Here is a 25,421-nt window from a genome sequence, read left to right on the forward strand (position 1 = left end):
CAGCAATTAAGCATAGTAAGAGGAGTAGGTTCCGTGCTTGCATGTTAGCCTCGTGCCGTGAGTCCAGCAGTGATTACATCCAGAAGAGTATTGCCGGTCAGTACCATCAGTCCGGTTACCAGCAAAGCACCTTGTAACAGTAGATAATCTCTATTATGGATTGCATCTAGCATCAGTGAACCAACACCTGGATAAGAAAATACTACTTCAACAAATACGGTTACACCGACCATTCCGGGTAAGCTGCTGCTGAGACGTGAGAGTAGTTCAGGCATGGCGTTAGGCAGATACCAGTGTCGTAACAGCTGCCATCCAGAGATCCCTCGCTGTCGTGCATAGCGGATAAAAGCACGTTGTCCAATTTGTTGTGCCAGCCCATAAGCCAGGTAGAAGTAGCGCACACAACTATGCATGCACAGGGCCGTTAGAGGTAAAATGCCATGCCAGATAAGATCTGCAAGCTCATTTTTCCCCGATAGGCGAGCACTGAGGCCCGCTCCACCACCCGTTGGAAACCAACCCAGGGTAAAGGCAAACAGGTTCAACAGTAATAAAGCAACGACAAAACTGGGCAAACTGCTGAGCAGTGTCATTAAGGTGAAAGCCAATTGAGATGGCTTACGTTGCGGATGCATTCCGGTTAAAAGACCGATAAATGCACCCAATAAAAGTGAAATCGGCAAGGACAGCAGCACCAATGTCAGTGTCCAGGGTAGGGCATCAGACAGGACTTCACTGACGGGCGCTCTGTGTAACATAGAGTATCCTAAATTACCCTGTAATACTCCGGTTAACCAGTCACCGAATTGATGCAGTACTGGCCTGTCAAGTCCCAGGCGTTCGGTGGTATTGGCGTAGTCTTCGCTACTGATCGCTCTGCCGATATCGCTGGTCAGTAATGCATCGACCTGGTTCCCAGGTAAATACTGCAGCAACATAAAACTGAACAGCAGTAGCAAAGCGGCTGCCAGCATGTTGTCAAAAATTTGCTGCAGCAGCCAGGATAATATGCTGGCAGGTGAACGTTGAACCTTGATCATGGTTGGGGCAGAAACAACGAGAACTTGTTAAACGCCAGTGGAATGCCCATCGCAATACCCTCTGGGGTATAAGCCGCCCCAGTTGTAACACGTTCAGCGGTAAAGTTAGTGGGGTTGACCAGTGGTAGTGAAGGCAGGTCGGCGTTATAGAGTTGTTCAGCTTTTAAGAATAAGTCTTCTCGGTCAATCCTGCTCTGGCTGGCTTGCATCTGTTCGAGCAGATCAATGAGTTCGTGATTGGCGGTATAGTTATCTCCACGGCTATGTCGTCCAGTCAAGAGGGTTCTGAAACGGTCAGGATCGCCCTGATGGCTTTGGCTCAATAGTGCCAAATCGAAGTCAAGATCCTGCACGGCTTTGGTTAAGGGTACGTCCTGCAACAGTCTGATTGTCAGCTCCAGGCCGAGTGCATTGAATTGCTGTGCCAGCACCTTTACAAGCTGTGCTGCATTGGCAGATGCCACCAGCTTGAGTTGTACCGGTTGTTGTTGCTCATCTAACCAGCGTCCCTGGGTGTCTTGCTGCCAACCGGCCTGTTGCAGTGTGCTTCTGGCAGAATTCAGATCAAATAGATAAGGATTAAGTCCTGCCATACGGCCTTGTTGGCGGTAAGCGGGCCGTGCTGTTTGTGCTTTACCGTGAAACGCCAGATCGATTAACTGCTGGCGGTTAATCGCTTGCGCCAAACCCTGTCGCAGTCTAACCGATTGGAAACTCTGTTGATGGTTGAACAGTAACCGGTAGGGGTGGTTGGAGGCTGTTTCCAGTAGATTGGCACCTGCGGATTGAAACAGGTCAATAAACTCGTAGGTAATGCTCATCAGGTCGACTTCCCCCTGCTGCATTGCGACAGCGGCTGCTTGCGGCGATAGACGTGTGATCACGACTTCGGCATAGCGCGGTAGACCCAGATGCCAGTGCTCATTGCGGCGTAATTGGTAAAAGCCCTGTGCACGCTGATATTGGTCCAATATATAAGGGCCAGATCCGATCAGGGCCGCAGGCTGAGCGAAATGATCTGGATTATCAACTTCAGCATAAATATGTTGTGGCATGATCGGCAATGTACTTGCTACCCGCTCGATAAACAGTGGGTCCGGACTATCCAGGCATATTTCTACCTGGTCAGGTGTGGTGTTGATTGACGACACCTGATGGGTATCCACAAATCGATAGGGATGTTGCTGAATGTAGCTGAAGGTGAAAGCGACATCTTCTGCATCTAACTGGTTTCCATCATGCCATTTAGCTTGAGCATTTAGCGTGAAGGTGTAGCAACGTTGCTCATCATCACTGGACCAATCTGTTGCAAGTAAAGGCTGGATTTTTCCCTGATCGTCTTTCCAAAGTAACGAGTCAAACACAAAGCTGGTGTACACATACCCAGGACCTCGCGCCTGATGCAAGTAGGGTGCTAGCAATCCCCAATCCCCTTGTGCATCAGCGATAACCAATCGCTCTTGGCTTTCTGTAGCCCAGGTCATCGTTGCAACCAACCCTATACAAACGACCATTGCTTTGCTTGCCTGGCGTAGTGGCAATTTACACATCATGGATGGCTCCCACATAAATCATGCACTCCCAGGGAATATCAAGTTGTTTGGAGGTATTGACCAGCGCATCCAGCTGCAAGTGGATGCGTTGCTGATTGGCACTGAAGCCCGCGTGGAAAATAAGTACCACAGATGTGTCACTCGGATAGAGTGACAGCAGTCGTTGGCTGAGTTGTGGAATTTCCAGCTGCATGGTGAATAAAACCAGAATATCGGGCAATGTGCCTTTGTAATCCGCCAGTCCGTGCACCGTTGTCATCAATAATCGCTGTTGGGTGTCATGCAGCAACGACTGTCCCAGTAAGGCATTTGCGGCATTGAAACTGGAAATGCCGGGAATAACTGTTGGTTTTAAATCACGAAATTCAGTTAAGTAACCCGACTGCGGCCCAAATAAGGTCGGGTCACCAAACTCAACGACAACGACGGACAAACCCTTGTCAATGGCTTCACGAATGCGGTGGCGAATCTGGTCCTCTTGGTATTGTGTCTTGAGTTGATTGTCCCCTCGTCGTCCCAGGGAGCTGAATAAACCGTGCCCGGCATCAAGAATTGGAACTCCTCTGGGAAGGTACTTCTGAAGCTGACGCTCGACAAAGGGCATCGCCAAAATCAGGTCAGCGTTCTGTATGGCTTTCAATCCTTTTAAGGTAATGTTGTCCGCATCGCCAATACCGGCACTTACCAAGACTAACTTTCCGTGTGTGGATTCAGGTGATGGGGACATAAAATACTCCGGTATCAACAGATTAAAAGGTGTAAGTCAGGCTCAGACGAATATCACGTCCAGGTTCATCAACAATCCCGGTTACTGCGCTATACAAGCTGGTATGGTTGGCATAGCGTTTGTTGAACAGATTATCGATGGCTAAGCCAAATTCCAGATCTGGATTCGGTTTCCACTGAGTTCTGAGGCTATGGATATGATAACCGTCACGTTCAGGTTCGCCTGCTGGAACATCTTCAAGATCAGCAACCAGTTCGAGGGTATAACCAACTAGCCATTGTTCTGACAGTTGCCAACGATTGTCCCAAACGAGTGAGTCGCCGGTGGGGGCTGTCATGCGTCTTATTCCACCAGACGGGAATTGGTTATAGTTCACATCAATAATATTGAGTGCGAAGTTTGTGCTATAAAAGCCTGCAGTCCATTCGGCATTAAATTGCCAGCCTTCTATATCAAGCCTATCACTATTGAATATGCCCGCGGTGCCTAATGGCGCACTTCCTTGACCAATTGTCTGGATGTTGTTATCCAGGCGGGTATCAAATGCTTTTAGGTGGAGCGTTAGTGGCCAGTTTTCTGAAACATAACGAATGCCTATTTCGTGTTGTTTTGATGTTTCTGCTTTGAGTTGGTTGTTTGCTGCCGTGGTGGTTTGATTCAGACGCCCCAAAAAGCCGACAGGAATAATGCCACTGCCTCTGGCTGCCTCACTGTAACCAGCGAAAAGATTGAATTCATTGGTCAGGGCATAGTCAAATCGGAGTGCTGGTGACACCTTACTGCCTTTTAACTGAATAGGGCCGTAGTCACTGTCGTAATGATCCAGGCGTAGTCCCACTGTGGTGGTCAGTGGACCAAAATCAGTGATGCTTTCCATGTATATACCCAGATTCTCACTTTTGTATTCCACGGCTTGCCCTGTCAGATCCGGCCAGACAAGGGTATTACCCATGTTTAGTGCGTTGGTGTAGGCTGTTTCTTCAAACCAGTCCATACCAAGGGTAAGCGCTGTGTCTAGGCTGGTGAAATTAAAGTGGCTGGTATTGTTGATACTCAGGCCAATTTCTTCAGTTCTAATATCTTCAATAGCTGAACCGGGATAGCGTAGCGTATTTTCTGTGCGATATAGGTTGGCTCTGAAGTCTGCTGCATTATTGGCAGGGTTCCAATGGTATTCCAAAGTCATTCTATCCTGTTCAGTTTCCTGTCTGACTCGGCTTGATGGACCCGTTTGTAATTCGGGTAGGTATCCCATGTCACTACCATGGCTACCACGGGCATAAAGCCCTTCATTGTGGTTTCGGCTGACCGCGGCTCTGACGCTGTGGTTGCCTGCATCAAGTAAACTTAGCTTAAATAGATAATCACGATCTTGTCCCGCAGATCCAATGACGCTTCGACCCGAACCTGTTTCATAATCACCACGATTGTCGGCCGAGATGTGAGCAAGGAGACCCAGTTGATCAGATGCCATGCCATAAAGGCTGATGTTGCCATGTTTGCCATTATCAACTGAGCTGTATCCAGTTTTGATACGAGCACCGATGCCATCAACCTTACCGCTTCGCTGTAACAGATCTTGAGCATCTACACTTGTCATATGAATACTCCCGCCAAGTGCACCAGGACCAGAGGTCACTCCGGAAGTTGAATGGATATCGACTTGTTTGAGTAAATCAGGATTTAATCCGCCGAAACCTCCGCGATGTTGGTGTAGATTGCGGCCATTGCGGGCACCGTCAATCGTTATATTGAGATTGCTTCCCTCTACTCCGTTAAGGTATACGCGCTGAGCATTGCGGCTTCCTCCGCCAAGAGTAATTTCAGGTTTCAGGCGAAACACGTTTTTCATGTCAAAAATGACACGCTCTTGTAATAGCTCATTATTGATAGGTGTTTCGTCAGTGCTATCTGCTTTAATTAGTATGCTTTCGAGCACAATGGCAGATGAAGTAGATTGAGTTGATGCGGCATGGACTGAAGAACTAGCGGCTAGAACAGCTAGGTATAACACGCTTTTTTTGCAACTAGAAATTATGCGCATAAGGAATTAATACCGTATATATTTGATAATGATTATCGATAGCATTATATTAGCGCTTTATGAAGTGCTCAAAAAGAGCGAAGCGTTAAACTATTTGTGCAGGAATGTTGAAACGACATGAGTGAACTGGGTGCTATGAAATGCCTAGTGGCATTAAAACAACACGGTAGCCTCTCTAGTGCTGCTGATTATTTGCAGATGCCCAAATCAACTTTAAGTCGGCGTATAGCCGTTTTGGAGCAACAGTTAGGTCATCGGTTGACTCGTCAGAATGGCCGGAAGTTGTTGTTGACAAGTGCGGGGCTAAAGTTTGTCGACTATGCTGAGGGTATTATTGAATTAATGGTGAAAGGCCAAAAAGCGTTACATGAAGAGTATGACTCACTGGAGGGTGTGCTTCATATTGGTCTCTGCCAAGAGTTGTCAAGAGGCTGGTCAACTGAAGTGCTTAACCGTTTTCGGCAAGCCAACCCGGGAGTCTCGCTGCATATACACCAACTCGATCATGTCGATGCCCATGAAGCTTCATTTATTGATCTATGGATTAGCTGCTGCGATAGAGAAATTAGTGATAGTACAAATTCGGTTCTGCTAGCTCGTTGGGAGCAGGGGCTTTATCGATCAGCCACTACTAACATAGAAAATCAGTTTGATATACCTGAAACAGCTTCTTGGGTTCGAAGCCCTAATGAAACAGGTGAGGTAAAACTCTACAATAGTGAAGGCCATTGTCATTTTACTTATATGCCAACAAGTGTGGTGAGGATTAGCTCTATGCATATGAGAGCTGATGCCATCTCTCAGGGTTTTGGGGTGGGCTTGTTGCCCAGTTGGGTTGCTGAGTGCAAGCGTTATGGACTCAAAAATCTAAGACGAGTAATGCCTCTTCTAAGGGGAAAAGAGGTTTATCTACGTATGTACCAGAGGGCTGAGTGCACCAATCCAACGGTGTTGTCGCTAAAAAAATGGATTCAGCAGCAGGTGCCGCCAAAATGGACCAGCCAATAAAGGTAAACGGCTAAACAGCAGGTCCAAGAAAGGGTTTGTTAATTTTTCAGGCATCAGCGGTTAGCTTGCAATATTGCATAGTTTAAAGAGAGTAAGAAACCGCCAGTGATCCATAGCTGTGTGTGCTTTTCTGCGACTCGAACTGCTTGCTACGCCAGATATTGGCATAGGATAGTTTCCAACGATCGAAAGTCGCTGCAATACCAATAGATACATTACCCACTAAGGAGCGCCTATCTACAGAATGACTACTGCGAAAGGTATTTCCGTCCAGAAAAATATCCCTTAGCACCCAGCGACCATCCAATGAAATAAAGCCATGCACTCCCCAGTTATCGGTATGTTTGCCTTTGCTATGGGCGGGTACGCTATTATCCCCGCCTGGGCGCAGTGCTGAGGTGCCGAAATCGGCGGGCAAATTGCGGCCAATCCGGTATTGTGCCCCGGTATTCAGAAAGGTGGCCACATTACCCAGGCTACCGCCGCCGTGCAGGATCAGGTCCTGCTGTATCGTGTTACTTAACCGACTCTGAAAAACGCGGTTCTTATGTTCGTAAACCAGTTGGATCCCTGGTTCGTTGTGTAATTGATTATCCCAGCCATTGAAGCGATCAATACCACGAATATCATGAATCTGATCCTGGAACTCCTGCGCCAGAGACGCAGGACCCACCATACCCAGATTGACTTCAAATGAATTCAGGCGGTTCAGTGTACGAGTGTGATAACCCAGACCGGCGTACAGCCAGCCAGCATAGGGTCGATCATCAGGGTCAATGCTGGTGCGTTCCCGGTCATCCGGGGTATACATTTTCTGGCCTAGAGAAAAGACTACCCGGCGGCTGACTTCTTCATTGGACCCCCGTGCGACCGGGTCCAGGGGCGTCAGTAAGCGGTTGGCCTGGCGCATCCACAGGGGAAGACTCTCATCATCGATAAAGCTGTCAATGTCTGGTGATACCCAGGAGGCGCGTACGCCATTGGTGTATTGTTGATCTGTGCGACTGAACAGGTCATTCTCAAAAAAAAGATTCAGTATCCAGCGCTCACGGACTTCAGTAATAGCCTGCTGTTCATTAAAAACCTCTTGTGTTTCTTCTGCCTGAACGAAAGAACATACTAAGCTGAAAAACACTGCGTTAAGAGTAGCAAACGGTGATAAGTGGCGTGATATTGCCATGGTGAATACCTGAAAAAAGTCATGCTGAGGTCGAATCGGCCAACCTGCCATTTTACGCCTATGCAAGGACTTATACCAGAGGTGCCGCATGCGAAGGCCCTTCCCGTAATAGAGTTGAAAGTCGCTGTATACCGGTTTCAAAAATGCCTATTTCTGCTGGTGGGGTCACGCAAATTCTTACGGCTTGTGGCGCAGGGTGGCTGCCGACACAAAAGGGGTCTGATGCGATTAAGGTGACCCCACGGTGTGCCGCTTCGGCGACAAAATCCACTGCCCGCCAAGGTTCAGGCAATTTTAACCAGGCATGGAAACCATAGGCATGAGCTTCAGTTTCATAGTGTAACAAGGTTTGCTTGAGTAATACCTGACGACGACTGACTTCGGCCCACTGCCAATCGATCAGTGTATCGGCATTACCCGAACTGAGCCACCGGCAGGCAATGGCTCCCATCAAGCCGGGGACCGACCAGCATTGTGCACGCAGTGCGGCACTGAGGCGGGGAATCAAATTAGTGGGTGCGCGCAAAGCGCCGAAACGTAATCCGCCTTCAATGATTTTAGACACACTGAAAATATACAGTGAACGCTCCGGTGCCAGACGATAAAAAGGAGTGCCACGTTGTGATGGAATGACATACTGGACGCCATCTTCGAGCAAGAGCAGATCATGGCGCCTGGCAATGTCTACAATCGCTTCGCGGCGGGCCTGGCTCATATGTTCCCCGGTCGGATTGTTGTATTCAGGCATGACATAGAGCAAGCGAATTTTTTGTTGCTGACATAGCCGTTCTAAGGCGTCCGGACGAATGCCCTGATGATCGGTGGGAACCGGTATATGTTTAAGACCCAGCTGCCGGGCAATAGCGATCATGCCGGGATAGGTTAACGCGGCAGAGGCCACGGCTTCACCCGGCCGGATCAGTGCCTGCATGGCCAGATAATCCGCGTGCTGGCCCCCTTCGGTAATCAATAGCTCACTGGCCTCTACAGGTAGCTGGTGCCGTGTCATCCATTCAGCCAGTATTTCACGCTGGCCCAGATTGCCCTGTTCCGGCTGATATGCCAGTGCCTGGCGAGTGATGTCAGGTTGGTTGGCGATCTGCTGTAAGCTAAAGGCCAGTTGTTCTGCCCGAACCGGATTGGGAATTGGAATGCTGAGAGACAAATCGATACTGCCCGCACTGGCGCGGGATAGATGGTGAAAATCCGGCTCATCCGCTTGCGTACCCCGCACACGTGTGCCACTGCCCACGCGGGCTTCAGTGAGTCCACGGCGTTCCGCTTCCCGATAAGCCCGGGTTACTGTGCCCAGAGTGATGCCCAGTGCATCAGCGAGCAGACGCTGAGGTGGCAGCTTGTCACCGGGACTCATTCTACCGGCGGCAATATCGGCGGCTAACTGGTCGGCCAGTGTCAGGTAAAGGGTATCCTGGGTTTTGTCCAGTGTGGGTAGCCAGTGGCAGCGGGAGCGGGCTTTTTGTTGAATACTCACAGAGCCTCCAGGTGGATTGTACTGAATACAAAGGATTGTTTGCAGGACAAATAACTAATTGCTGCATTGATTAAACCACACTATGGTTAATTGTATGCATTTGCAACCCGAATATTAACCATTTTAGCTAAATTGTATCAATACAATGTGTTTTTGGAGGAGGTTATGGAACTACCTGGATATGAGTCATTGACATTAATAATTCCGGTTTTGCTGTTTTCATTCAGCATGTCGGTCACGCCTGGACCGAATAATGTCATGCTGACAGCATCCGGAGCCAATTACGGTTTTGTGCGCAGCATTCCGCATATGCTGGGCATTACCGTGGGTGTGATGTTGTTGATGACCTCGGTAGCTTTGGGTTTGGGTATTCTGTTTGAGCGTTGGCCGGAATTAATGACACTGCTAAAAGTGTTAGGTAGTGGTTATTTACTTTGGTTGGGGTGGAAGATTTTTCACTCGCCTCCACCCGAAATTCGCACAGACATGATCGGTAGTCCGCTGACTTTTTTCCAGGCGGCGTTGTTTCAGTTTGTTAATCCTAAAGCCTGGATGATGGCGATTTCAGCGCTCGCTTCTTTCACCCTCAGTGGCGAAGCGTTTATTGCCTCTGTGGTACTGATTATTCTCGTCATGGCCGCGGTGAACCTGCCATCCATCGCACTCTGGGCCAGTTTTGGTGTGTTACTGGGCCGGTTATTGAAAACTCCGCATCACTGGCGTCTGTTCAATCGATTTATGGGTGGATTGACAGCGTCTTGTGTGGTGATGATATTGATGTGAGTGGTAGTGGAAATTGGCCTGTATCTGAGCTATAAAACTCGGATACAGGTCAATTTTATACAGGAGTTAGCTTGATGCATAGGAAGCCTATTACCCTTTGTGCCCATTACTTAGCGCTCGCGTTACTCTGTTTTTTACCTTCGACAGCACTGCAAGCGCAGATCCTCCACTACATCGATGAGAGTGGTCGACGTATTTATGTTGATAATATCAGCAAAGTCCCGCATGCCTATCGCGATCAGTTGGAAGTACGCGGTTCTCGATTAACGCAGGAGCGTCGTGACGAACTGGAGCTGGAACGACAAGAGCGCTTAAGTGCGCAGCAACAACAGCAATATATGCGGCAGTTGGATCAAGCCATAGCCGCACTGCAAACGCCCCTGACAATGCGGGGTAACTCGGTGATGCTGCCTGTTAAAGTGACCTTACGGGGACGTACCGCCAATACCCTGATGGTTCTGGATACGGGGGCCTCTTCAACTGTATTTCATCGCGATAAATTGGCCCAGTTACCGCTTGACGCACGCCCCTCCGGGTATGCTCAGGTCGCAAGTGGTGATGTGATCGAAACCTTCTCGGCACGCTTTGACCGTATCGAAATCGGCCCCTATCAGATTGACAGCCCTCGTGCTGATATCATCGATTTTCAGGGGGGAGCCGAAGCACACGATGGCTTGTTGGGTATGGATTTTTTGCGTCAGGTTGAATACCGCATTGATTTTGAAGCATCACAGATCATCTGGGACCCGGCCCGCATTGCTGAACTCAAGCAGCAGCGGGCGGATCTGGAAGCCGCTATTGCAGCGCTCGCTGAGCCAGCTGAAGATCCAAAGTAGCTTTGAGTAGTCTGAACAGCTGAATTGCGGCGTCAATCTCTTCCTTGCGGTTGGTCAGACTTTCAATATTCAAACCTAATGGCAGTCCCAGTGGCAGACAGGCTTCCAGTATCTGCTCCAGACTGTTCTGACAGATACGGATGGATTCCGATAAGGGGTTTTCGGCATCCAGAATCCGCCAGCGGGTTGCTTCGGGTACAGAGATACCCAGCCACTGCATAAACCCCAGCGTTTTTTCACTGCCACAGGGGGTGAACGTGAGGATAATACGTTTGGGTGTTTCGCCTCGCTGGCGGCATTCACGCGCATAGCCTGTGAGTAGGTCGATAGTGGCTTGCGGGTTGTAAACAGCCTGTGAGATGAAAAACTCACAACCTTCTGCACTTTTTTGCAGCAAACGCAGGTGCTCATTCCCCTTGACCGCATGACGTTCAGCGATGGTAACTCCACCAAGATTAAAGGGAAGCTGGCTATCGCGCAGTGTCGCATAAGCATCCGGCAAGCTCAGACGTATCTGACCGTGTGATGACGGACTGCCAACCAGTACCAGGTGCTGCTGGCTGTATTTATCACTGGTTTCCTGCAACCAGGCTGCAAAGCTGGCGCGGTCACGCTGGGCTACACTTTTGTAAGCAATCGTGTCACGGCCTGACAACTTAGCCAGTAACCAGGCGTAATCGCGAGGATCGCGGGTTTGCATATAAGGAAAAGGACGAGGCTGATCTGTACGGCTGCTCTCATCTTGTATGTCATAAACCACCACGCCATCGTAATCGATACTGTCCAGACGCCCGAGTAGTTTTTCAGCTATACCTGCCATCGCTTCATCATCGGTTCCAGCACGAGGTGGCGTGGTGCCAATAAAATAAACCCCTTGCTGCGGGTCGCGAAATTTGTCTGAAAGTGTACGGCTCATGAATTACCCGGAATGTCGTTGTCAGTTAAGTAGCAGTCGTGAATAGTTTAACAATGAATTCTATTCAATAAACACTATTTCATTGTGAAATATTTGTAGGTGTGGATGAGTGGTATTCATAGATGCTCTGATCAAGTGATCAAGGAGCGTGATCAAGGGGTCGATCAAGGGGTCGGGTTTGTTGAAATCAGGGCTAATGGGATCGGATATGTCTGACTCGCCGTGAAATCATCCCTGATGGCTCCGGTGCGCCATCCCTGGCGCACAGGGTCAGCCATACCCGATCCCATCAGCCCTCACTAACTTGGGTGCCGACATGAAACCCGAAAGAGCAGGAGTTTGTGGGTTATGTGTACCCCGTGATCCTGCTATAAATCCCAATCCGTTTCCCAATCAATTTTCAGCAGCGTGGTGAAGTCATTTAATTTGGCACAGAGTTTCGGAGGGCTGGAAGTAACCTTAAATTTGGCACAGTGTTTCGGCGGGGTGGTGGTATCGCTTTGGAGTGACCGTCTGGCGTCAAGGCCGAAAAATGCTCCTGCATTTTCGGCATTCCCGCCGTCCATGGCGGTCAGGGCGGCAGTCGAGCGGCCAGAACGGCGAAAGCGTGTCACACCAAAGCGACACCCCCCCCAACAAGGCTCAATCTCAGCAAGGCACCACCCCTGCAAGGCACAATCCCAGCACACCCAATAGATACCACTACTAAGCAAAGCACAAACATGACAACCCACACCCACTGGCTTATGCTCTAACCTATAAACCGGAGGCACAGATGACAATACCGACACACCCAGAAAACCTGCTGAAACAGGTTCGCTCAGATCAGCCATTACCACCACTGGAACAGTGGAGTCCGGAGTTTTGCGGTGATATTCCCATGCGCATTAGCCGCGATGGGCGCTGGTTTTATCAGGGAGGCGAGATCAAACGAGCCGCCATGGTGAAAATGTTTTCGCGTATCCTCTGGATGGAAGGAGGGCAGTATTTTCTTAAAACACCCGTGGAAAAAGTCGGTATTGAAGTGGAGGATGTACCCTTTCAGGTGATAAGTGTTCAGCGCCTGGAGCAAGACCCGCCGGTGTTGGTATTTGAGACCGCCACTGGTGAACGCGTAGAAGCTGACGCTGAACATCCACTGCGAGTGGAAATCAACCCGGCTACAGGAGAGCCTTCACCCTATCTGATGATTAGATGGGGCATGGAAGGACGCATACAGCGCAATGTTTACTATCAGCTGGCCGAGTGGGTCGAAGTGGATAATACAACTGGGGTGGAGTATTGGACCATTGACAGTCATGGGCAGTGCTTCGTGCTGGGTGAAAATTAAAGTTGTCGTGACGCGCGCCGATAACCTTTACAGATAACTTGAGGGTAGAGTCATGACTAATATCTCTTCTTTACAGCCTGGATTTGTACGTTCTGGTGAATCACACCAGTCGCCGACGACGGCTACTAAATCAGGCTCCGGTCCTGAGCTGAGTCAATTGCAAAGCAAGATACTCAACAATTTGCTTCAGCATGTTCCAGGCATGAATCTGGATGGTCTGAAAAAACTGGATGCCAATAATTTTACTCCTGAAAAAGTATCTGACCGCATTAGTGGTTTTGTTGCTCAGGGTTTAGAAATGGCACGGTCGCGTGGTGCGTCAGAAGAAAAAATTCAGTCAATGTATGACAGTGCGATGAAAGGGGTTGAGAAAGGCTTTAAAGAAGCCAAGGAGATACTCGCCGGACTGGACGTGCTGCAGGGTAAAATTGCTGATGATGTAACGCGTACGGAAGAGCTTACCTTTGAAAAACTTCGCGCTTTATCACCCGAGCAGAACACCGCTATGGATATTGTCTCGATGTCGGCAGCCCAGCGCTTTGAGCGGGCCGAGAGTTTTGAGCTGAATATCACAACGCGTGAAGGTGATCAGGTTAACATTCGCTTTGATCGTAGCGATGCTTTTCAGTCAGGGATGGCGGCCACTGTTGATGGAGAAGGCAATAGTGCGATGGTATTCGATATGAGTCGTACGCAAAGTTCCGGCTTCTCATTTAGCATTGAGGGGGATCTCAATGTTGATGAAATTGATTCTATTCAGAATTTGATCCGTGATGTTAGCCAGGTGGCTGATGAGTTTTATCACGGTGATGTCCAGAAAGCTTTTGAACAGGTAGGCGGAGTGTCATTGGATGTCAGCCAGCTTAGTGCATTTGATCTCAGTATGACGCGTACCGAAGTGCGTAGTGTCGCTAGTCAGTATCAGCAAACCCAGCAGTTATCTGAGACTGGGGATCAGAGTCGTCCGGGACGCCGTCTGGGGCAACTGATGCAGCAATTGACTGAACAGATCAACAGCCCCATGTTGGATTTTGTGCAGCAGCAACAAGACTTTGCCAAGTCGCTGATGCAGTCTTTGGTGGAGCAGGATACTCGCTTCAAACAGGCTGATACTGAGCAGCAGGGCCGTTACCGCGACAATCTGGGCAGTCTGTTACAAACATTGAACAGCCAGGACCCTCGCGCTAACTGACCCTCTGGGTTTTACCTGTCAGGTGGTGAGCTTAATCTTTAACAACATCGATAAAGTAAGCATCACCACCTTCGACCTTCTCTCGCACCAGTCCATGCACGTCGGTTTCAAACCCAGGGAACAGGGCATTGAAGTCGCGAGCAAACTTCAGATAGCGAATGATCGTTGCGTTGAAGCGCTCACCTGGCACCAGTAAGGGAATGCCTGGTGGGTAGGGCGTAACCAGCATCGCCGTGACACGACCTTCGAGGTTATCAATCGACACCCGTTCCACGTCGCGGTGGGCCATACGTGCCCAGGCATCTGCTGGTGTCATGGCCGGTTCGATTTCAGAGAGGTACATCTCCGTAGTCACCCTGGCAACATCATATTCCTTATAGACGTTATGTATCTGGTTACACAGATCACGCAGGCCTCTGCGTTCATAGGCCGGATACTTTTTGGCAAACTCCGGCATGACCCGCCAGAGTGGACGGTTGCGGTCATAATCATCTTTGAATTGCTGTAACTCTGTAACCATGGAGTTCCAGCGCCCTTTGGTGATCCCTATAGTGAACATGATAAAGAAGGAATACAGACCGGTTTTTTCAATAATGATACCGTGCTCTGCAAGATAGCGGCTGACAATCGCTGCCGGAATTCCCTGTTCATCAAACTCACCGGCCAGATTAAGCCCCGGTGTGATGATGGTGGCCTTGATCGGATCAAGCATATTAAACCCGGAATCAATATCACCAAAACCGTGCCAGGTATCACCGGCATGAATAACCCAGTCTTCGCGATCACCAATACCTTCTTCAACAAGATAGTCTGGGCCCCAAACCTTGAACCACCAGTCACTGCCAAACTCTTCATCGACTTTACGCATGGCACGACGAAAATCCAGTGCTTCCAGAATGGACTCCTCAACCAGCGAGTGCCCACCGGGAGGCTCCATCATCGCTGCCGCTACGTCACAGGAGGCGATGATCGCATACTGCGGGCTGGTAGATGAGTGCATCAGGTAGGATTCATTAAAACGGTGTTTATCCAGCTTACGGGCACTGGCATCCTGCACCAGAATCTGAGAGGCCTGGGACAGACCCGCCAACAGCTTGTGAGTAGACTGGGTGGCAAATACCAGTGAGTTTTCTGAGCGTGGACGGTCCGGACCTATGGCGTGCATGTTTTTATAAAATTCGTGAAACGATGCATGCGGCAGCCAGGCTTCATCAAAATGCAACGTGTCGATAGTGTCACCGAGCATGGATTTGATGGTTTCGACGTTATAAAGCACTCCGTCATAAGTGCTCTGAGTGATAGTCAGAATGCGTGGCTTTTTGTTTACAGCGTCACGCGCAAACGGATTCTGCTCTATTTTGCGCTGGATGGTTTCCGGTTCAAATTCAGATTTAGGAATCGGGCCAATGATGCCGTAGTGATTACGGGTTGGCATCAGAAATACCGGTACGGCACCGGTCATGATGATGGAATGTAAAATCGATTTGTGACAGTTGCGATCAACAAGCACGATATCACCTGGAGCCACCGTTGAATGCCACACAACCTTGTTCGATGTGGAGGTACCATTGGTGACGAAAAACAGATGGTCGGCATTGAAAATACGCGCTGCATTGGCTTCGCTGGCAGATACCGGGCCTGTGTGATCAAGCAACTGACCGAGTTCCTCGACCGCATTGCAGACATCGGCACGTAACAGGTTTTCACCAAAGAACTGATGGAACATCTGTCCAACCGGGCTTTTTAGAAAGGCGACACCACCGGAATGCCCGGGGCAGTGCCAGGAGTAGGAACTGTCACTGGCGTATTCCATCAGTGCCTGGAAGAAGGGCGGTGCCAGATTCTCAAGGTACTTGCGTGCTTCGCGGATAATGTGGCGTGCGACAAACTCCGGTGTATCCTCAAACATGTGAATGAAGCCGTGCAGCTCGCGCAGTATATCGTTGGGAATATGTCGCGACGTGCGGGTCTCACCGTACAGAAATACCGGGATGTCGTCGTTACGCTTACGCACTTCAATAATAAAGTCCCGTATTGCATTCAAGGCGCAGCCGGACTGGTCTTCACCAGCTTCAGCGAAGTCTTCATCATCAATGGATAAAATAAAACAGGAAGCACGACTGGCCTGCTGTGCAAACGAGGTCAGATCACCATAGCTGGTAAAGCCGACCACTTCCATGCCCTCATTGCTGATGGCCTGAGCCAGATCGCGAATACCTGAGCCGGAAATGTTTTCGGAACGAAAATCTTCATCGATGATGATGACGGGAAAACGGAACTTCATGAGTGGCAGCCTGTGGTTCAGAGTTAGTGAGTATCGTCGCACCCGGGTGTGACAAACCTGTTGCGGGAGGCGCTAGGCTGGCTGATTCCTGCAAGTGGACTATTGTAAGAGATCAGTTGCCTTACAGCTAGTGTAAATACTAGTCGACGCCAAGAGAGCCCAGCAGTAAAATCGGTAGCAATTCAACTACCGAATGACCCAACATGAACATCGTATCCTTTGATGCGTTCCGTACCCTGCGCCTGCCTGGCGTGACGTTTATGAAACCCGAAAACATGTTTCGCCAGAAAGACGAAATACTGGCTGCCGACTGGGTGTTGTTTCCCGAGTACTGGCAAGTCAATGCGCTGGTGTTCGGGTTAAAGAAAAAAATATTTCCAAGTCTGTCAACTTATCTGCTTGGACATAATAAAATCGAGATGACCCGCGCTTTCCGGATGCTGATACCTCTGAATACACCTGACACAGAGATACAGGCCAATACCGAATCACGAGCCGCGGAGGTCTGGGACAAAATGGATCTACCCTTTGTTGCAAAAATCCCCAAAAGCAGTATGGGGGAGGGGGTGTTTCTGATTGAAAATCGGGCTGACTGGGCAGCTTACCTGGCGCGCACCGATATCATCTATGCTCAGGAGTTTCTGCCAATTGATCGCGATATGCGTATTATCGTTGTGGGTGGGCAGGTGGTTGCTGGTTATTGGCGCTTACAAGGTCAGGATGGCTTTCATAATAATGTTTCCCGGGGTGGCCAGGTTGATATCAGTCCGTTGCATCCGGCCGCAGTGAAGCTGGCGCTATATTTGGCTGAGGCCCTCAATCTGGATCATGCCGGATTTGATATAGCCATGGTCGGGGATCATCCCTATGTGCTTGAGTTTAATCGCTTGTTTGGCAATACGGGGTTGCCTGATCTGCATATACTCGTGGCTGATGCCATACTGACGTATATTCGCGAACAAACCGATCGGGATGATGACCCGCAAGACCCTCACAGACCGCAACCCCCTTTGCCGATTGCGGTCTGATTGGTAGGATTAGCGGTATTGCTGTAGCGCCGCGATACGCTCATCCAGTGGCGGGTGAGTGGACAGTAACTGCATCAGCCCCTGTTTCAGATGGCTGTTGATGCCGAAGGCCATTAACTGATCCGGCATCTGGTCAGGAATGCCCTGTTCCGCTTTGAGGCGTTGTAACGCACCGATCATAGCAGCCGGGCTGGCCAGACTGGCACCGGCTTCATCTGCCCGGAATTCGCGCTTGCGTGAGAACCAGGACACGATGACGGATGCCAGAATACCGAAAATAATTTCAAATACGAACACGGTGATGAAGTAGCCGATACCTCGGCCACCCTCTCCCCGGTTGACGAAACTATTCACAGCATGGGCCGCTATGCGAGCAAAGAACATCACAAAGGTATTCACTACGCCCTGAATCAGTGACAGGGTGACCATGTCACCATTGGCAACGTGGCCTATTTCATGTGCCAGTACAGCTCGAGTCTCTTCAGGCCGAAAGCGTTGCAACAGACCTGCGCTGACGGCAACCAGTGCGTCATTTTTGTTCCATCCGGTGGCAAAGGCATTGGATTGCTGTGCTGGAAAAATTCCCACTTCCGGCATCTTGATGCCAGCTTTTTTGGATAACTCCGCCACAGTTTCCATCAGCCAGCGCTCTTCAGCCGTGCGTGGCTGCTCGATGATCTGTGTATTGGTGGCACGTTTCGCCATGAACTTGGACAGAAACAGCGACACAAACGAACCGGCAAAACCAAATACCGCACAGAAAATCAGCAGTGAGGTCATGTTGAGCCCGGAGCCTTCCAGATAGTGCCCAACCCCCAGCAGGTTGAGTGTAATACTGGCGACCAGCAGTACGGCCAGGTTAGTGGCTAGAAAGAGTAGAATTCTCATTGCAGTCAGTTTCCATCAGGTTTAATAATCTGATGTTTAGATAGGGGTGGAAAGAGAAAGTTTCAAGGGCGGGCATGCATTAACCCCCGAGGGTCGGGAGTTGGTCTGAAGCCCCGTTTGCGAGGCTTCAGCAGTCGCGCCGTTACAGATTGGCAACCTGTGTTTCTATAGCTTGGCGCAGTTCCTGATAGGAATCCAGGTTTTCCGGACGGAAGAAAAGTTTGTAATACTGGCGCTCAGCCATACGCCCTTTACGTTTATTGTGGTCTTCCGTGTAAAGTGCATACAAGTAACTCATCTGCAGATGAACAACGGCGGTGTGCATCGGAAACTCAATCGGATGACCTTCGAGGTCATAGCTGATCTTGGTTTCTTTCAGCGTGTAGAAAGACGCTTCTGCAACCTGATCAAGGTTAAGCAGAAAATTCGAGGTCACCGGGACAATATGACGCTTGTCGATGCCGTTATGTTGCATTGAAATACCAGAGTTCTTTTTGATCTTGATAAACATGTTAGCTGTCATTCCTGATTTGATCTTGGATGCTTTCAGTATAGACCGGCTTTGTTGCAAATACTTTATTGTTCATAGGTTTTCAGGAAAATTGCGATGCGTTCTATCGCTTCACTGAGCAGATCAACCGAGGGCAGAAACACCAGACGAAAGTGCTGAGTATCCTGCAAGTTGAAGCCGCTGCCCTGAACTATCAAAACTTTTTGTTGTTGCAACAGATCCAGTGCGAATTTTTCATCATTGTGGATTGGATAAAACTCAGGGTCCAGTTTTACAAAGAGGTACAAGGCCCCTTTGGGTTTGACGCAGGACACACCTGGAATAGCATTAAGGAGTCGGTGGGCCAGTTCCATCTGCTCATATAGACGGCCGCCGGGGATAATCAGTTCGTTGATACTCTGATAGCCACCCAGTGCCGTTTGAATAGCGTATTGAGCTGGTACATTGGCGCAGAGGCGCATGCTGGCAAGCATGTCGAGCCCTTCAATATAATCCCGAGCCCGGTGTTTAGGACCGCTGACAATCATCCAGCCAGAGCGGAATCCAGCAGCACGATAGGTTTTTGACAGGCCATTGAAGGTCAGGCAAAGCACATCATCGGCGAGTGCGGCCAGTGATGTATGTTCAGCGCCATTGAAAAGAATTTTGTCGTAAATTTCATCAGCAAACACAATCAATGAGTGCTCACGAGCCAGTTCCAGAATCTGCAATAGCAAGGATTCCGGATAAAGCGCGCCGGTCGGGTTATTCGGATTGATTACTACAATGCCACGGGTGTGTTCGGTGATTTTCTCGCGGATGTCGTCTATGTCCGGAAACCACTCATTATGCTCATCACAGCGGTAGTGAACAGGCGTTCCACCGGACAGGCTGACAGCCGCGGTCCAGAGTGGGTAGTCAGGTGCCGGGATCAACATCTCATCGTTATCGTTTAGCAGGCCCTGCATGGCCATGACAATCAGTTCCGACACCCCGTTACCGATATAAATATCGTCAAGGGTAATATTACGGATGGATTTGCGTTGGCACTCATGCATCACCGCTTTGCGTGCTGAAAAGACCCCTTTGGAGTCACAATAGCCCTGGGCTTCGGACAGATTGTGGATCACATCCTGTACGATCTCTTCCGGTGCATTGAAGCCCCAGGGGGCCGGATTGCCGATATTCAGCTTGAGGACTCGGTGCCCCTCATCTTCCAGGCGCTTGGCTTCCTGCATTACTGGGCCACGGATGTCGTAGCAGACATTAATTAGTTTGTTGGACTTGCGAATTACGGACATGGTCGATGATCCTGCGCGCGCTCAGTGGCGCTGTGGCTTAGAGCTTGTTGGCCTGAATATTCAAGGCCGACTATAATACGCTCTGGCAAGCTAAATTCAATGCTGCGTTGAGTTCACTTGGCCCCGGCGATCAGATAGCGGGTGAATTCGGGATCATTAAAGGCCTGAAACAGGACTTCGCTAGCCAGGTCATTAACAAACTCACGGGTTTTCTGCGCCGTTGGGGTGCGTAGAATCTCTTCTCGGGATTCAGATTCAAATTGACCTTGATAACCTCGCAGTCCATCAACAGCTTCCAGGTTAATGCGCATGACACCGATTAACTCCCGTCTGACGCCGTCACTGCGTAGATGATAGCTGATATGCTCCAGTGTCAGGGTCAAGCGGGCATTGGCCTGGCTAGAGGTCGCTACCCCCATACGGCCCAAGGTGTTCAATGCGGCTTGGGTCAGCTCTGAGCGGATATTATCCGTAACTGATACTGGAACCTCATTGCCAAGGCGGTCAGCAATACTGCCAATTTGTAACTGTTGCGATGGGTAGACGACCTCAACACGTAAGGGCATAGATTGTGGTAGGCGAGGGACTGAAACTACCTCCGGTTGCAGGTTGACCCGTTGGGGTATCGGGCCGGAACAGCCTGCAAGCAGAAACAGGGTGATGCATGTCAGTAACAGGGACAGAAGCTGTGTTAGGCGCACGACAGGTACCTCTCAATCAAAGGCTAAGGGTTCAAGAGTTGTTAAAAAAGCAGCCAGTGAATCGGCCAGACGCTGGTGGGGAGGCTTTCCCGGTGCTTCGAGCCAGATGCTGCCATCCGCATTATCGAGGCTCAGCATTAGATTAGCATCCGGCAGGGTGACTGCAAAGAAAAGCGTCAAGGGCAATTTGCGTCGTTTTTTCTCCAAGGCATGTCCGATCAGATTAGCTCGCAGGCGCTCAAAATCATCTTTGTTCCAGACTTGCAGTAAGGAAAGCTCCCCTTGTTCAGCCTGAGCTGGAAGTGGGTCGGACCAGTAGCGGCTGTAGAAATCAATAATATCCGGATGCACTGGTGTTTCCAGTGCCTCGCTTAGACGCTGAAACATGTCTGTGGCGTCCTGCTGTCGTACCGGCTTCCAAAGCGTCAATACACCCTCTTCGGCTGTATTTTGCCAACAAGAACTGGGCCATTCCGGATCATAAGCTTGTTGCGGCCAGCCGTGCGTCTGGCAGTTTTGCTGCAGTTTCTCGATAAATTGATCCAGTGCCGTCGTCACCGGGGTCGAAATTGATCTCATGGGTTAACTCTATAAGTGAAATTCTAGTAAGCTAACTCTAGCGGTTGGTGTTTGTTGTGATCAAGAACAATTCGTTGCTAAAATAGCTGTATGCCACGTACGACAGGGCCTGGGTCGATAAGTTTGTGGTACGAATAAAAAAATAGTTATTTTTTTTCGCTGAACTATTTGACAAAGATCAGAATTCCATTAGAATTCGCACCTCGTTACGGGACGCCAGCTTGGCAAAACGCAACGAAATGCAAAAGCTGTGATGTATGTGGAGCGGTAGTTCAGTTGGTTAGAATACCTGCCTGTCACGCAGGGGGTCGCGGGTTCGAGTCCCGTCCGTTCCGCCACTTACATCACAAGGCCAGACAACGTTTTGGGCGAATAGCTCAGTTGGGAGAGCACCTGCCTTACAAGCAGGGGGTCGGGGGTTCGAACCCCTCTTCGCCCACCAAAACGGAGTGGTAGTTCAGTTGGTTAGAATACCTGCCTGTCACGCAGGGGGTCGCGGGTTCGAGTCCCGTCCATTCCGCCACTTTTGCAGATTTACGTTATGGGCGAATAGCTCAGTTGGGAGAGCACCTGCCTTACAAGCAGGGGGTCGGGGGTTCGAACCCCTCTTCGCCCACCATAACGGAGCGGTAGTTCAGTTGGTTAGAATACCTGCCTGTCACGCAGGGGGTCGCGGGTTCGAGTCCCGTCCGTTCCGCCATTTCATGGCTCGTTCTTCAGTCGAAGAATATAATGTCACATGTCTTTAGTTAATCCACCAATAGTTAGTCCCCCGATACGCTACCAAGCCGTTTCCCTGCCTTTGTGTCACAATTTTGGTATTCAGCTTTCCATTTTGCGCCTGGACGAAACCCATCCGCACATCAGTGGTAATAAATGGTATAAATTGCAGCCCGCTCTGGCTGAAGCCCGTCGTCACCCTGGTCGTCCGATACTGAGTTTTGGTGGTGCCTTTTCCAATCATATTCATGCACTTGCCTATGCCGGGCAGGAATCAGGCATTGCTACGATTGGAGTGATTCGGGGAGAAGCGACCTCAGCTTCCAATCCTACCTTGCAGGATGCACAGCGTTGGGGCATGCGCTTGGTATTTGTGTCACGCAAAGATTATGCTCGGCGTTACGATCCTATCTTTATTGACACACTACATCAGACATTAGGTGATTTTCAATGGGTGCCGGAAGGGGGTAGCTCAGCAGCCGCTATTCAATCTTGTGGAGATATCTGGTCGGCTCTGTCGGCTTCTGATGTCCCGCTTGATTATCTCTTCTGTGCGGCGGGCACCGGCGCTACGGCTGCGGGGTTGATTGCTGCCCGGCCTGCCTCTGTCAAAGTATTCGTTGTACCTGCACTAAAGATTAGCGTGGCCGAGGTGGAGTCGATGTTGCAGGCGCATTGGGCTGCCGCGGGATTCTTACAGCCTGATGGTTATCAGGTACTGCCAGGGTGTCTGCCTTATGCCCGACTCTCACCAGAGCTTGCTGCTCTATGGTGGCAGCTATCTGCATGCTATGGTGTTGATCTTGATCCGGTATATACACTGAGGGTGTTCCATCAACTGAGCCGCTTGATTTTACAGCGTCGATTCAAGCCGGGCACCCATGTGGCGCTGTTGCACACAGGAGGCATGCAAGGGCTCAGGGGCCATGCAGATCGGTTGCGACGTATGGCGCCTGCTTTTTATGGCCCATTACCTCTATAATAATGAACAGCATACAACTGAGAGAGAGATCTATGGATAACTTTCGCAACATCGGCTTGATCGGGCGTCTGGGTAGCAAGGCGGTTATCGATACCCTGAAACAGCTTATGCGATTTCTGGAAGAACGCGGCCTGAATGTGATTCTTGATGAGAAAATTGCTGAGGTGATACCTGGACATGGTCGACAGACCTGCAAGCGCAAAATGATGGGTGAAATCTGTGATCTGGCTATCGTTGTGGGCGGCGATGGCAGCCTGCTGGGGGCTGCGCGTTCGCTGGCGCGCAGTGATATTCCGGTACTCGGCGTAAATCGTGGCAATCTGGGGTTCCTGACAGATATTTCTCCGCAGGACATCGAAGAGCGCGTAGCCGAAGTGCTTGAAGGCGGCTACAGTGTTGATAGCCGTTTTTTGTTGGATGTGTCCATCCGCCGGAAGGGCGAGTCGGTCGGTGAGATGGTGGCATTGAATGATTGTGTGCTCCATCCAGGTAAAGCGACCCGTATGATTCAATTTGAACTGTATATCGAAGGGCAATTTGTTTATACGCAGCGTTCTGATGGCCTGATTGTATCGACGCCGACGGGATCGACGGCCTATGCGTTATCTGCAGGCGGGCCAATTATGCATCCCAAACTGGATGCATTGGTGCTGGTGCCGATGTTTCCGCACACTCTATCCAGTCGCCCGATAGTCGTGAGTGGAAACAGTGAATTAAAGCTGGTGATCAGTGAAGAGAACTCAACCTACCCGACTATTTCCTGTGATGGGCAGGCCGACTTCAGTCTGGTACCGGGTGATGTGATTTCGATCAGGAAAAAATCACACAAGCTGCGGCTATTACACCCAAGAGATTATAATTTTTATCAGACGTGCCGGGAAAAACTGGGCTGGAGCTCAAAACCCGGCGCATAGGAGCCTGCACCCTGTGTAGGAGCTCGCACTTAATGTAGGAGCTCGCTCCGCGAGCGAATAATGGTCCGGAGGCTGCGATATTCGCCCGGAGACCGGGCTCCCACAATAGGGGGGTGGGCTCCCACAATACGAGGGGCGGGCTCCCACAATAGGGGGGGCTCACGATAGATAGAGACGGCACCCTGTGTAGGAGCTCGCACTCAATGTAGGAGCTCGCACTCAATGTAGGAGCTCGCTCCGCGAGCGAATAATGGTTCGGAGACTGTGAGATTCGCCCGGAGACCGGGCTCCCACAATACGAGGACCTGGCTCCCACAATACGAGGGCCTGGCTCCCACAATACGAGGGCCTGGCTCCCACAATACGAGGACCAGACTCCCACAATACGGGGGCGGGCCCCCACAATAGGGAAACCGGGCTCCTACAACAGAACATAGGAGAAAGCTTTGAACGACAGAACATTTAGCGGATACGATATTATTGGTGATGTGCATGGATGTGCGCTGAGCCTGCGTATTCTGCTCAGTCGGATGGGCTATACCCAGCAGCAGGGGGTGTATCAGCATCCCAGCCGTCAGGCAATTTTCGTAGGTGATATCATTGATCGCGGCCCGCATATTCGTGAAGCGTTGCATTTGGTACACGATATGGTTGCCGCAGGTCATGCTCAGATCACCATGGGCAATCACGAATACAATTACCTCTGTTATGCCACGCCAGCTCCCAGCGGATTCGCCCAGCCCTTCTTGCGTAAGCATACACCGCGCAATAGGCGCATCCTGCAGGAAACCCTTGAGCAGCTTGCCAACCACCCGGATGACCAGCGGGACTTTTTAACCTGGTTTGAGCAGATGCCGGTATTTCTGGATTTTGATCATTTCCGTGTGGTGCATGCCTGCTGGCAGCAAACGCTGGTGGATCGTTTTGTTGCCATGAATGGCAGCAACCGCATGCGTCGGGGCTTCTTGTTTCGCTCGGCAGTCCATGGTTCGCAAGAGCACGAAATTATGGATATTCTGCTCAGAGGAACCCATCTGGAGCTGCCTAATGACGAAGTGATGGTGAGCCGGGACGGCTTTGAACGCAGTTTTTTTCGAACTAAATTCTGGCTCCGTGATCCCTATTATCTGAATGATGTGGTGTTTCAGCCAGATCCCTTGCCAGCACACCTTGCCAGGTTGCCACTGACTCGGGAGCAACGCAGCGAGCTAACATGCTATCGTGAAGACAATAAACCTTTGTTTATAGGTCACTATTGGTGTGAGGGAGAGCCTGAGGCTCTGTCTCCCAGTGTAGCGTGTCTGGATTACAGTGCGGTGAAATATGGCAAGCTGGTTGCGTATCGACTGGATGATGAAGCTCGGATTCAAAATGATAAATTTGTCTGGGTGGATGTTGCCAGGGAAGTGGTTTTTAACGATTAAGGGAAGTCT

At 50.2% G+C, this 25,421-nt stretch carries 23 protein-coding genes, 5 tRNA genes and 1 pseudogene; 14 read left to right on the plus strand and 15 right to left on the minus strand.

Annotation, left to right across the window (positions count from 1 at the left end):
* Positions 1-44: 44 nt before the first annotated feature.
* The 5 genes and pseudogenes from F5I99_RS06440 to F5I99_RS19955 form a co-directional block, all read right to left on the minus strand.
* Positions 45-1,040 (minus strand): ABC transporter permease, encoded by a 996-nt coding sequence (locus tag F5I99_RS06440; RefSeq protein WP_151054231.1) that lies wholly within the window; start codon positions 1,038-1,040, stop codon positions 45-47.
* Positions 1,037-2,593, minus strand: a complete 1,557-nt coding sequence (locus F5I99_RS06445; protein ID WP_191905963.1) for an ABC transporter substrate-binding protein — start codon at positions 2,591-2,593, stop codon at positions 1,037-1,039. The genes F5I99_RS06440 and F5I99_RS06445 overlap by 4 nt, the downstream gene beginning before the upstream one ends.
* Positions 2,583-3,320 (minus strand): SAM-dependent methyltransferase, encoded by a 738-nt coding sequence (locus tag F5I99_RS06450; protein ID WP_151054235.1) that lies wholly within the window; start codon positions 3,318-3,320, stop codon positions 2,583-2,585. Before F5I99_RS06450 ends, F5I99_RS06445 begins: the two co-directional genes overlap by 11 nt.
* Before the next feature lie 22 nt (positions 3,321-3,342).
* On the minus strand, positions 3,343-4,920 hold the full coding sequence (locus tag F5I99_RS06455) for a TonB-dependent receptor domain-containing protein (protein ID WP_225307642.1): 1,578 nt from the start codon (positions 4,918-4,920) through the stop codon (positions 3,343-3,345).
* A gap of 21 nt (positions 4,921-4,941) precedes the next feature.
* Positions 4,942-5,364: pseudogene (locus F5I99_RS19955) on the minus strand (TonB-dependent receptor plug domain-containing protein); the annotation flags it as partial.
* 117 nt (positions 5,365-5,481) lie between these two features.
* Here F5I99_RS19955 and F5I99_RS06460 point away from each other — a divergent pair.
* Entirely contained in the window at positions 5,482-6,372 is an 891-nt protein-coding gene (locus F5I99_RS06460) for a LysR family transcriptional regulator (RefSeq protein WP_151054239.1), read from the plus strand.
* A gap of 82 nt (positions 6,373-6,454) precedes the next feature.
* Here F5I99_RS06460 and F5I99_RS06465 read toward each other — a convergent pair whose 3' ends face one another.
* Both F5I99_RS06465 and F5I99_RS06470 read right to left on the minus strand, forming a co-directional pair.
* Entirely contained in the window at positions 6,455-7,552 is a 1,098-nt protein-coding gene (locus F5I99_RS06465; protein WP_151054242.1) for a lipid A deacylase LpxR family protein, read from the minus strand.
* A gap of 70 nt (positions 7,553-7,622) precedes the next feature.
* Positions 7,623-9,044, minus strand: coding sequence for an aminotransferase-like domain-containing protein (locus F5I99_RS06470; RefSeq protein WP_151054244.1), 1,422 nt, complete (start codon positions 9,042-9,044; stop codon positions 7,623-7,625).
* A gap of 165 nt (positions 9,045-9,209) precedes the next feature.
* On the opposite strand from F5I99_RS06470, the gene F5I99_RS06475 reads away from it, so the two are divergent.
* Both F5I99_RS06475 and F5I99_RS06480 read left to right on the plus strand, forming a co-directional pair.
* Positions 9,210-9,827 (plus strand): LysE family translocator, encoded by a 618-nt coding sequence (locus tag F5I99_RS06475; RefSeq protein WP_151054246.1) that lies wholly within the window; start codon positions 9,210-9,212, stop codon positions 9,825-9,827.
* A gap of 74 nt (positions 9,828-9,901) precedes the next feature.
* Positions 9,902-10,663: a retropepsin-like aspartic protease family protein gene (locus F5I99_RS06480; protein WP_151054248.1), complete on the plus strand. Its 762-nt coding sequence runs from the start codon at positions 9,902-9,904 to the stop codon at positions 10,661-10,663.
* Here F5I99_RS06480 and F5I99_RS06485 read toward each other — a convergent pair.
* Positions 10,623-11,579 carry a hypothetical protein gene (locus tag F5I99_RS06485; RefSeq protein WP_151054250.1) on the minus strand — a complete coding sequence of 319 codons (957 nt, stop codon included), beginning with the start codon at positions 11,577-11,579 and terminating at the stop codon, positions 10,623-10,625. The two genes, F5I99_RS06480 and F5I99_RS06485, sit on opposite strands and share 41 nt — an antisense overlap.
* 368 nt (positions 11,580-11,947) lie before the next feature.
* Positions 11,948-12,361, minus strand: a complete 414-nt coding sequence (locus F5I99_RS06490; RefSeq protein ID WP_191905965.1) for a hypothetical protein — start codon at positions 12,359-12,361, stop codon at positions 11,948-11,950.
* Here F5I99_RS06490 and F5I99_RS06495 point away from each other — a divergent pair.
* On the plus strand, positions 12,355-12,909 hold the full coding sequence (locus F5I99_RS06495; protein ID WP_151054254.1) for a DUF1285 domain-containing protein: 555 nt from the start codon (positions 12,355-12,357) through the stop codon (positions 12,907-12,909). The two genes, F5I99_RS06490 and F5I99_RS06495, sit on opposite strands and share 7 nt — an antisense overlap.
* A 52-nt stretch (positions 12,910-12,961) precedes the next feature.
* Positions 12,962-14,101 carry a DUF5610 domain-containing protein gene (locus F5I99_RS06500; protein WP_151054256.1) on the plus strand — a complete coding sequence of 380 codons (1,140 nt, stop codon included), beginning with the start codon at positions 12,962-12,964 and terminating at the stop codon, positions 14,099-14,101.
* 31 nt (positions 14,102-14,132) lie between these two features.
* On the opposite strand, the gene F5I99_RS06505 is transcribed toward F5I99_RS06500, so the two are convergent.
* Positions 14,133-16,385: an arginine/lysine/ornithine decarboxylase gene (locus F5I99_RS06505; RefSeq protein ID WP_151054258.1), complete on the minus strand. Its 2,253-nt coding sequence runs from the start codon at positions 16,383-16,385 to the stop codon at positions 14,133-14,135.
* A 203-nt stretch (positions 16,386-16,588) separates the two neighbouring features.
* Here F5I99_RS06505 and F5I99_RS06510 point away from each other — a divergent pair, with 203 nt between their 5' ends.
* Positions 16,589-17,413: an ATP-grasp domain-containing protein gene (locus F5I99_RS06510; protein ID WP_151054259.1), complete on the plus strand. Its 825-nt coding sequence runs from the start codon at positions 16,589-16,591 to the stop codon at positions 17,411-17,413.
* A gap of 9 nt (positions 17,414-17,422) precedes the next feature.
* Here the strand turns inward: F5I99_RS06510 and htpX are convergent, their stop codons facing one another.
* From htpX to syd, 5 genes are all read right to left on the minus strand, one after another.
* Complete coding sequence (gene htpX, locus F5I99_RS06515) at positions 17,423-18,301, minus strand: protease HtpX (RefSeq protein ID WP_151054261.1); 879 nt, start codon at positions 18,299-18,301, stop codon at positions 17,423-17,425.
* Between the two features lie 142 nt (positions 18,302-18,443).
* On the minus strand, positions 18,444-18,812 hold the full coding sequence (locus F5I99_RS06520; protein WP_151054263.1) for a hypothetical protein: 369 nt from the start codon (positions 18,810-18,812) through the stop codon (positions 18,444-18,446).
* A gap of 65 nt (positions 18,813-18,877) precedes the next feature.
* Positions 18,878-20,092: a pyridoxal phosphate-dependent aminotransferase gene (locus F5I99_RS06525; protein ID WP_151054265.1), complete on the minus strand. Its 1,215-nt coding sequence runs from the start codon at positions 20,090-20,092 to the stop codon at positions 18,878-18,880.
* Positions 20,093-20,205: 113 nt separating this feature from the next.
* On the minus strand, positions 20,206-20,793 hold the full coding sequence (locus F5I99_RS06530) for a YajG family lipoprotein (RefSeq protein WP_151054267.1): 588 nt from the start codon (positions 20,791-20,793) through the stop codon (positions 20,206-20,208).
* Between the two features lie 12 nt (positions 20,794-20,805).
* Entirely contained in the window at positions 20,806-21,372 is a 567-nt protein-coding gene (gene syd, locus F5I99_RS06535) for a SecY-interacting protein (protein WP_151054269.1), read from the minus strand.
* A 261-nt stretch (positions 21,373-21,633) separates the two neighbouring features.
* Between syd and F5I99_RS06540 the strand changes: the two genes are divergently transcribed.
* The 8 genes from F5I99_RS06540 to F5I99_RS06575 all read left to right on the plus strand — a co-directional run bounded on the left by F5I99_RS06540 (position 21,634) and on the right by F5I99_RS06575 (position 25,412).
* Positions 21,634-21,710: transfer RNA gene (locus F5I99_RS06540), tRNA-Asp, on the plus strand.
* A 28-nt stretch (positions 21,711-21,738) separates the two neighbouring features.
* A tRNA-Val gene (locus tag F5I99_RS06545) sits at positions 21,739-21,814 on the plus strand.
* Between the two features lie 4 nt (positions 21,815-21,818).
* Positions 21,819-21,895, plus strand: a tRNA-Asp gene (locus tag F5I99_RS06550).
* A gap of 20 nt (positions 21,896-21,915) precedes the next feature.
* Positions 21,916-21,991: transfer RNA gene (locus F5I99_RS06555), tRNA-Val, on the plus strand.
* A gap of 4 nt (positions 21,992-21,995) precedes the next feature.
* Positions 21,996-22,072, plus strand: a tRNA-Asp gene (locus F5I99_RS06560).
* Between the two features lie 39 nt (positions 22,073-22,111).
* Positions 22,112-23,074, plus strand: coding sequence for a 1-aminocyclopropane-1-carboxylate deaminase/D-cysteine desulfhydrase (locus F5I99_RS06565; protein WP_151054271.1), 963 nt, complete (start codon positions 22,112-22,114; stop codon positions 23,072-23,074).
* A gap of 32 nt (positions 23,075-23,106) precedes the next feature.
* Positions 23,107-23,988, plus strand: a complete 882-nt coding sequence (locus tag F5I99_RS06570) for an NAD(+) kinase (RefSeq protein WP_151054273.1) — start codon at positions 23,107-23,109, stop codon at positions 23,986-23,988.
* Between the two features lie 446 nt (positions 23,989-24,434).
* Entirely contained in the window at positions 24,435-25,412 is a 978-nt protein-coding gene (locus F5I99_RS06575; RefSeq protein WP_151054275.1) for a metallophosphoesterase, read from the plus strand.
* The last annotated feature ends 9 nt before the right edge of the window (positions 25,413-25,421 follow it).

The organism is Nitrincola iocasae (genome assembly GCF_008727795.1).
In the GTDB taxonomy this organism is placed as follows: Bacteria; Pseudomonadota; Gammaproteobacteria; order Pseudomonadales; family Balneatricaceae; genus Nitrincola; species Nitrincola iocasae.

Coding starts and splice junctions, on each gene's coding strand:
- F5I99_RS06510 (WP_151054259.1), top strand. CDS start 16,589: ATGAACATCGTATCCTTTGATGCGTTCCGTACCCTGCGCCTGCCTGGC.
- F5I99_RS06475 (WP_151054246.1), top strand. CDS start 9,210: ATGGAACTACCTGGATATGAGTCATTGACATTAATAATTCCGGTTTTG.
- F5I99_RS06455 (WP_225307642.1), bottom strand. CDS start 4,920: ATGACAAGTGTAGATGCTCAAGATCTGTTACAGCGAAGCGGTAAGGTT.
- F5I99_RS06570 (WP_151054273.1), top strand. CDS start 23,107: ATGGATAACTTTCGCAACATCGGCTTGATCGGGCGTCTGGGTAGCAAG.
- F5I99_RS06485 (WP_151054250.1), bottom strand. CDS start 11,579: ATGAGCCGTACACTTTCAGACAAATTTCGCGACCCGCAGCAAGGGGTT.
- F5I99_RS06465 (WP_151054242.1), bottom strand. CDS start 7,552: ATGGCAATATCACGCCACTTATCACCGTTTGCTACTCTTAACGCAGTG.
- F5I99_RS06525 (WP_151054265.1), bottom strand. CDS start 20,092: ATGTCCGTAATTCGCAAGTCCAACAAACTAATTAATGTCTGCTACGAC.
- F5I99_RS06445 (WP_191905963.1), bottom strand. CDS start 2,593: ATGATGTGTAAATTGCCACTACGCCAGGCAAGCAAAGCAATGGTCGTT.
- F5I99_RS06495 (WP_151054254.1), top strand. CDS start 12,355: ATGACAATACCGACACACCCAGAAAACCTGCTGAAACAGGTTCGCTCA.
- F5I99_RS06500 (WP_151054256.1), top strand. CDS start 12,962: ATGACTAATATCTCTTCTTTACAGCCTGGATTTGTACGTTCTGGTGAA.
- F5I99_RS06450 (WP_151054235.1), bottom strand. CDS start 3,320: ATGTCCCCATCACCTGAATCCACACACGGAAAGTTAGTCTTGGTAAGT.
- F5I99_RS06460 (WP_151054239.1), top strand. CDS start 5,482: ATGAGTGAACTGGGTGCTATGAAATGCCTAGTGGCATTAAAACAACAC.
- syd (WP_151054269.1), bottom strand. CDS start 21,372: ATGAGATCAATTTCGACCCCGGTGACGACGGCACTGGATCAATTTATC.
- F5I99_RS06565 (WP_151054271.1), top strand. CDS start 22,112: ATGTCTTTAGTTAATCCACCAATAGTTAGTCCCCCGATACGCTACCAA.
- F5I99_RS06440 (WP_151054231.1), bottom strand. CDS start 1,040: ATGATCAAGGTTCAACGTTCACCTGCCAGCATATTATCCTGGCTGCTG.
- htpX (WP_151054261.1), bottom strand. CDS start 18,301: ATGAGAATTCTACTCTTTCTAGCCACTAACCTGGCCGTACTGCTGGTC.
- F5I99_RS06505 (WP_151054258.1), bottom strand. CDS start 16,385: ATGAAGTTCCGTTTTCCCGTCATCATCATCGATGAAGATTTTCGTTCC.
- F5I99_RS06520 (WP_151054263.1), bottom strand. CDS start 18,812: ATGTTTATCAAGATCAAAAAGAACTCTGGTATTTCAATGCAACATAAC.
- F5I99_RS06480 (WP_151054248.1), top strand. CDS start 9,902: ATGCATAGGAAGCCTATTACCCTTTGTGCCCATTACTTAGCGCTCGCG.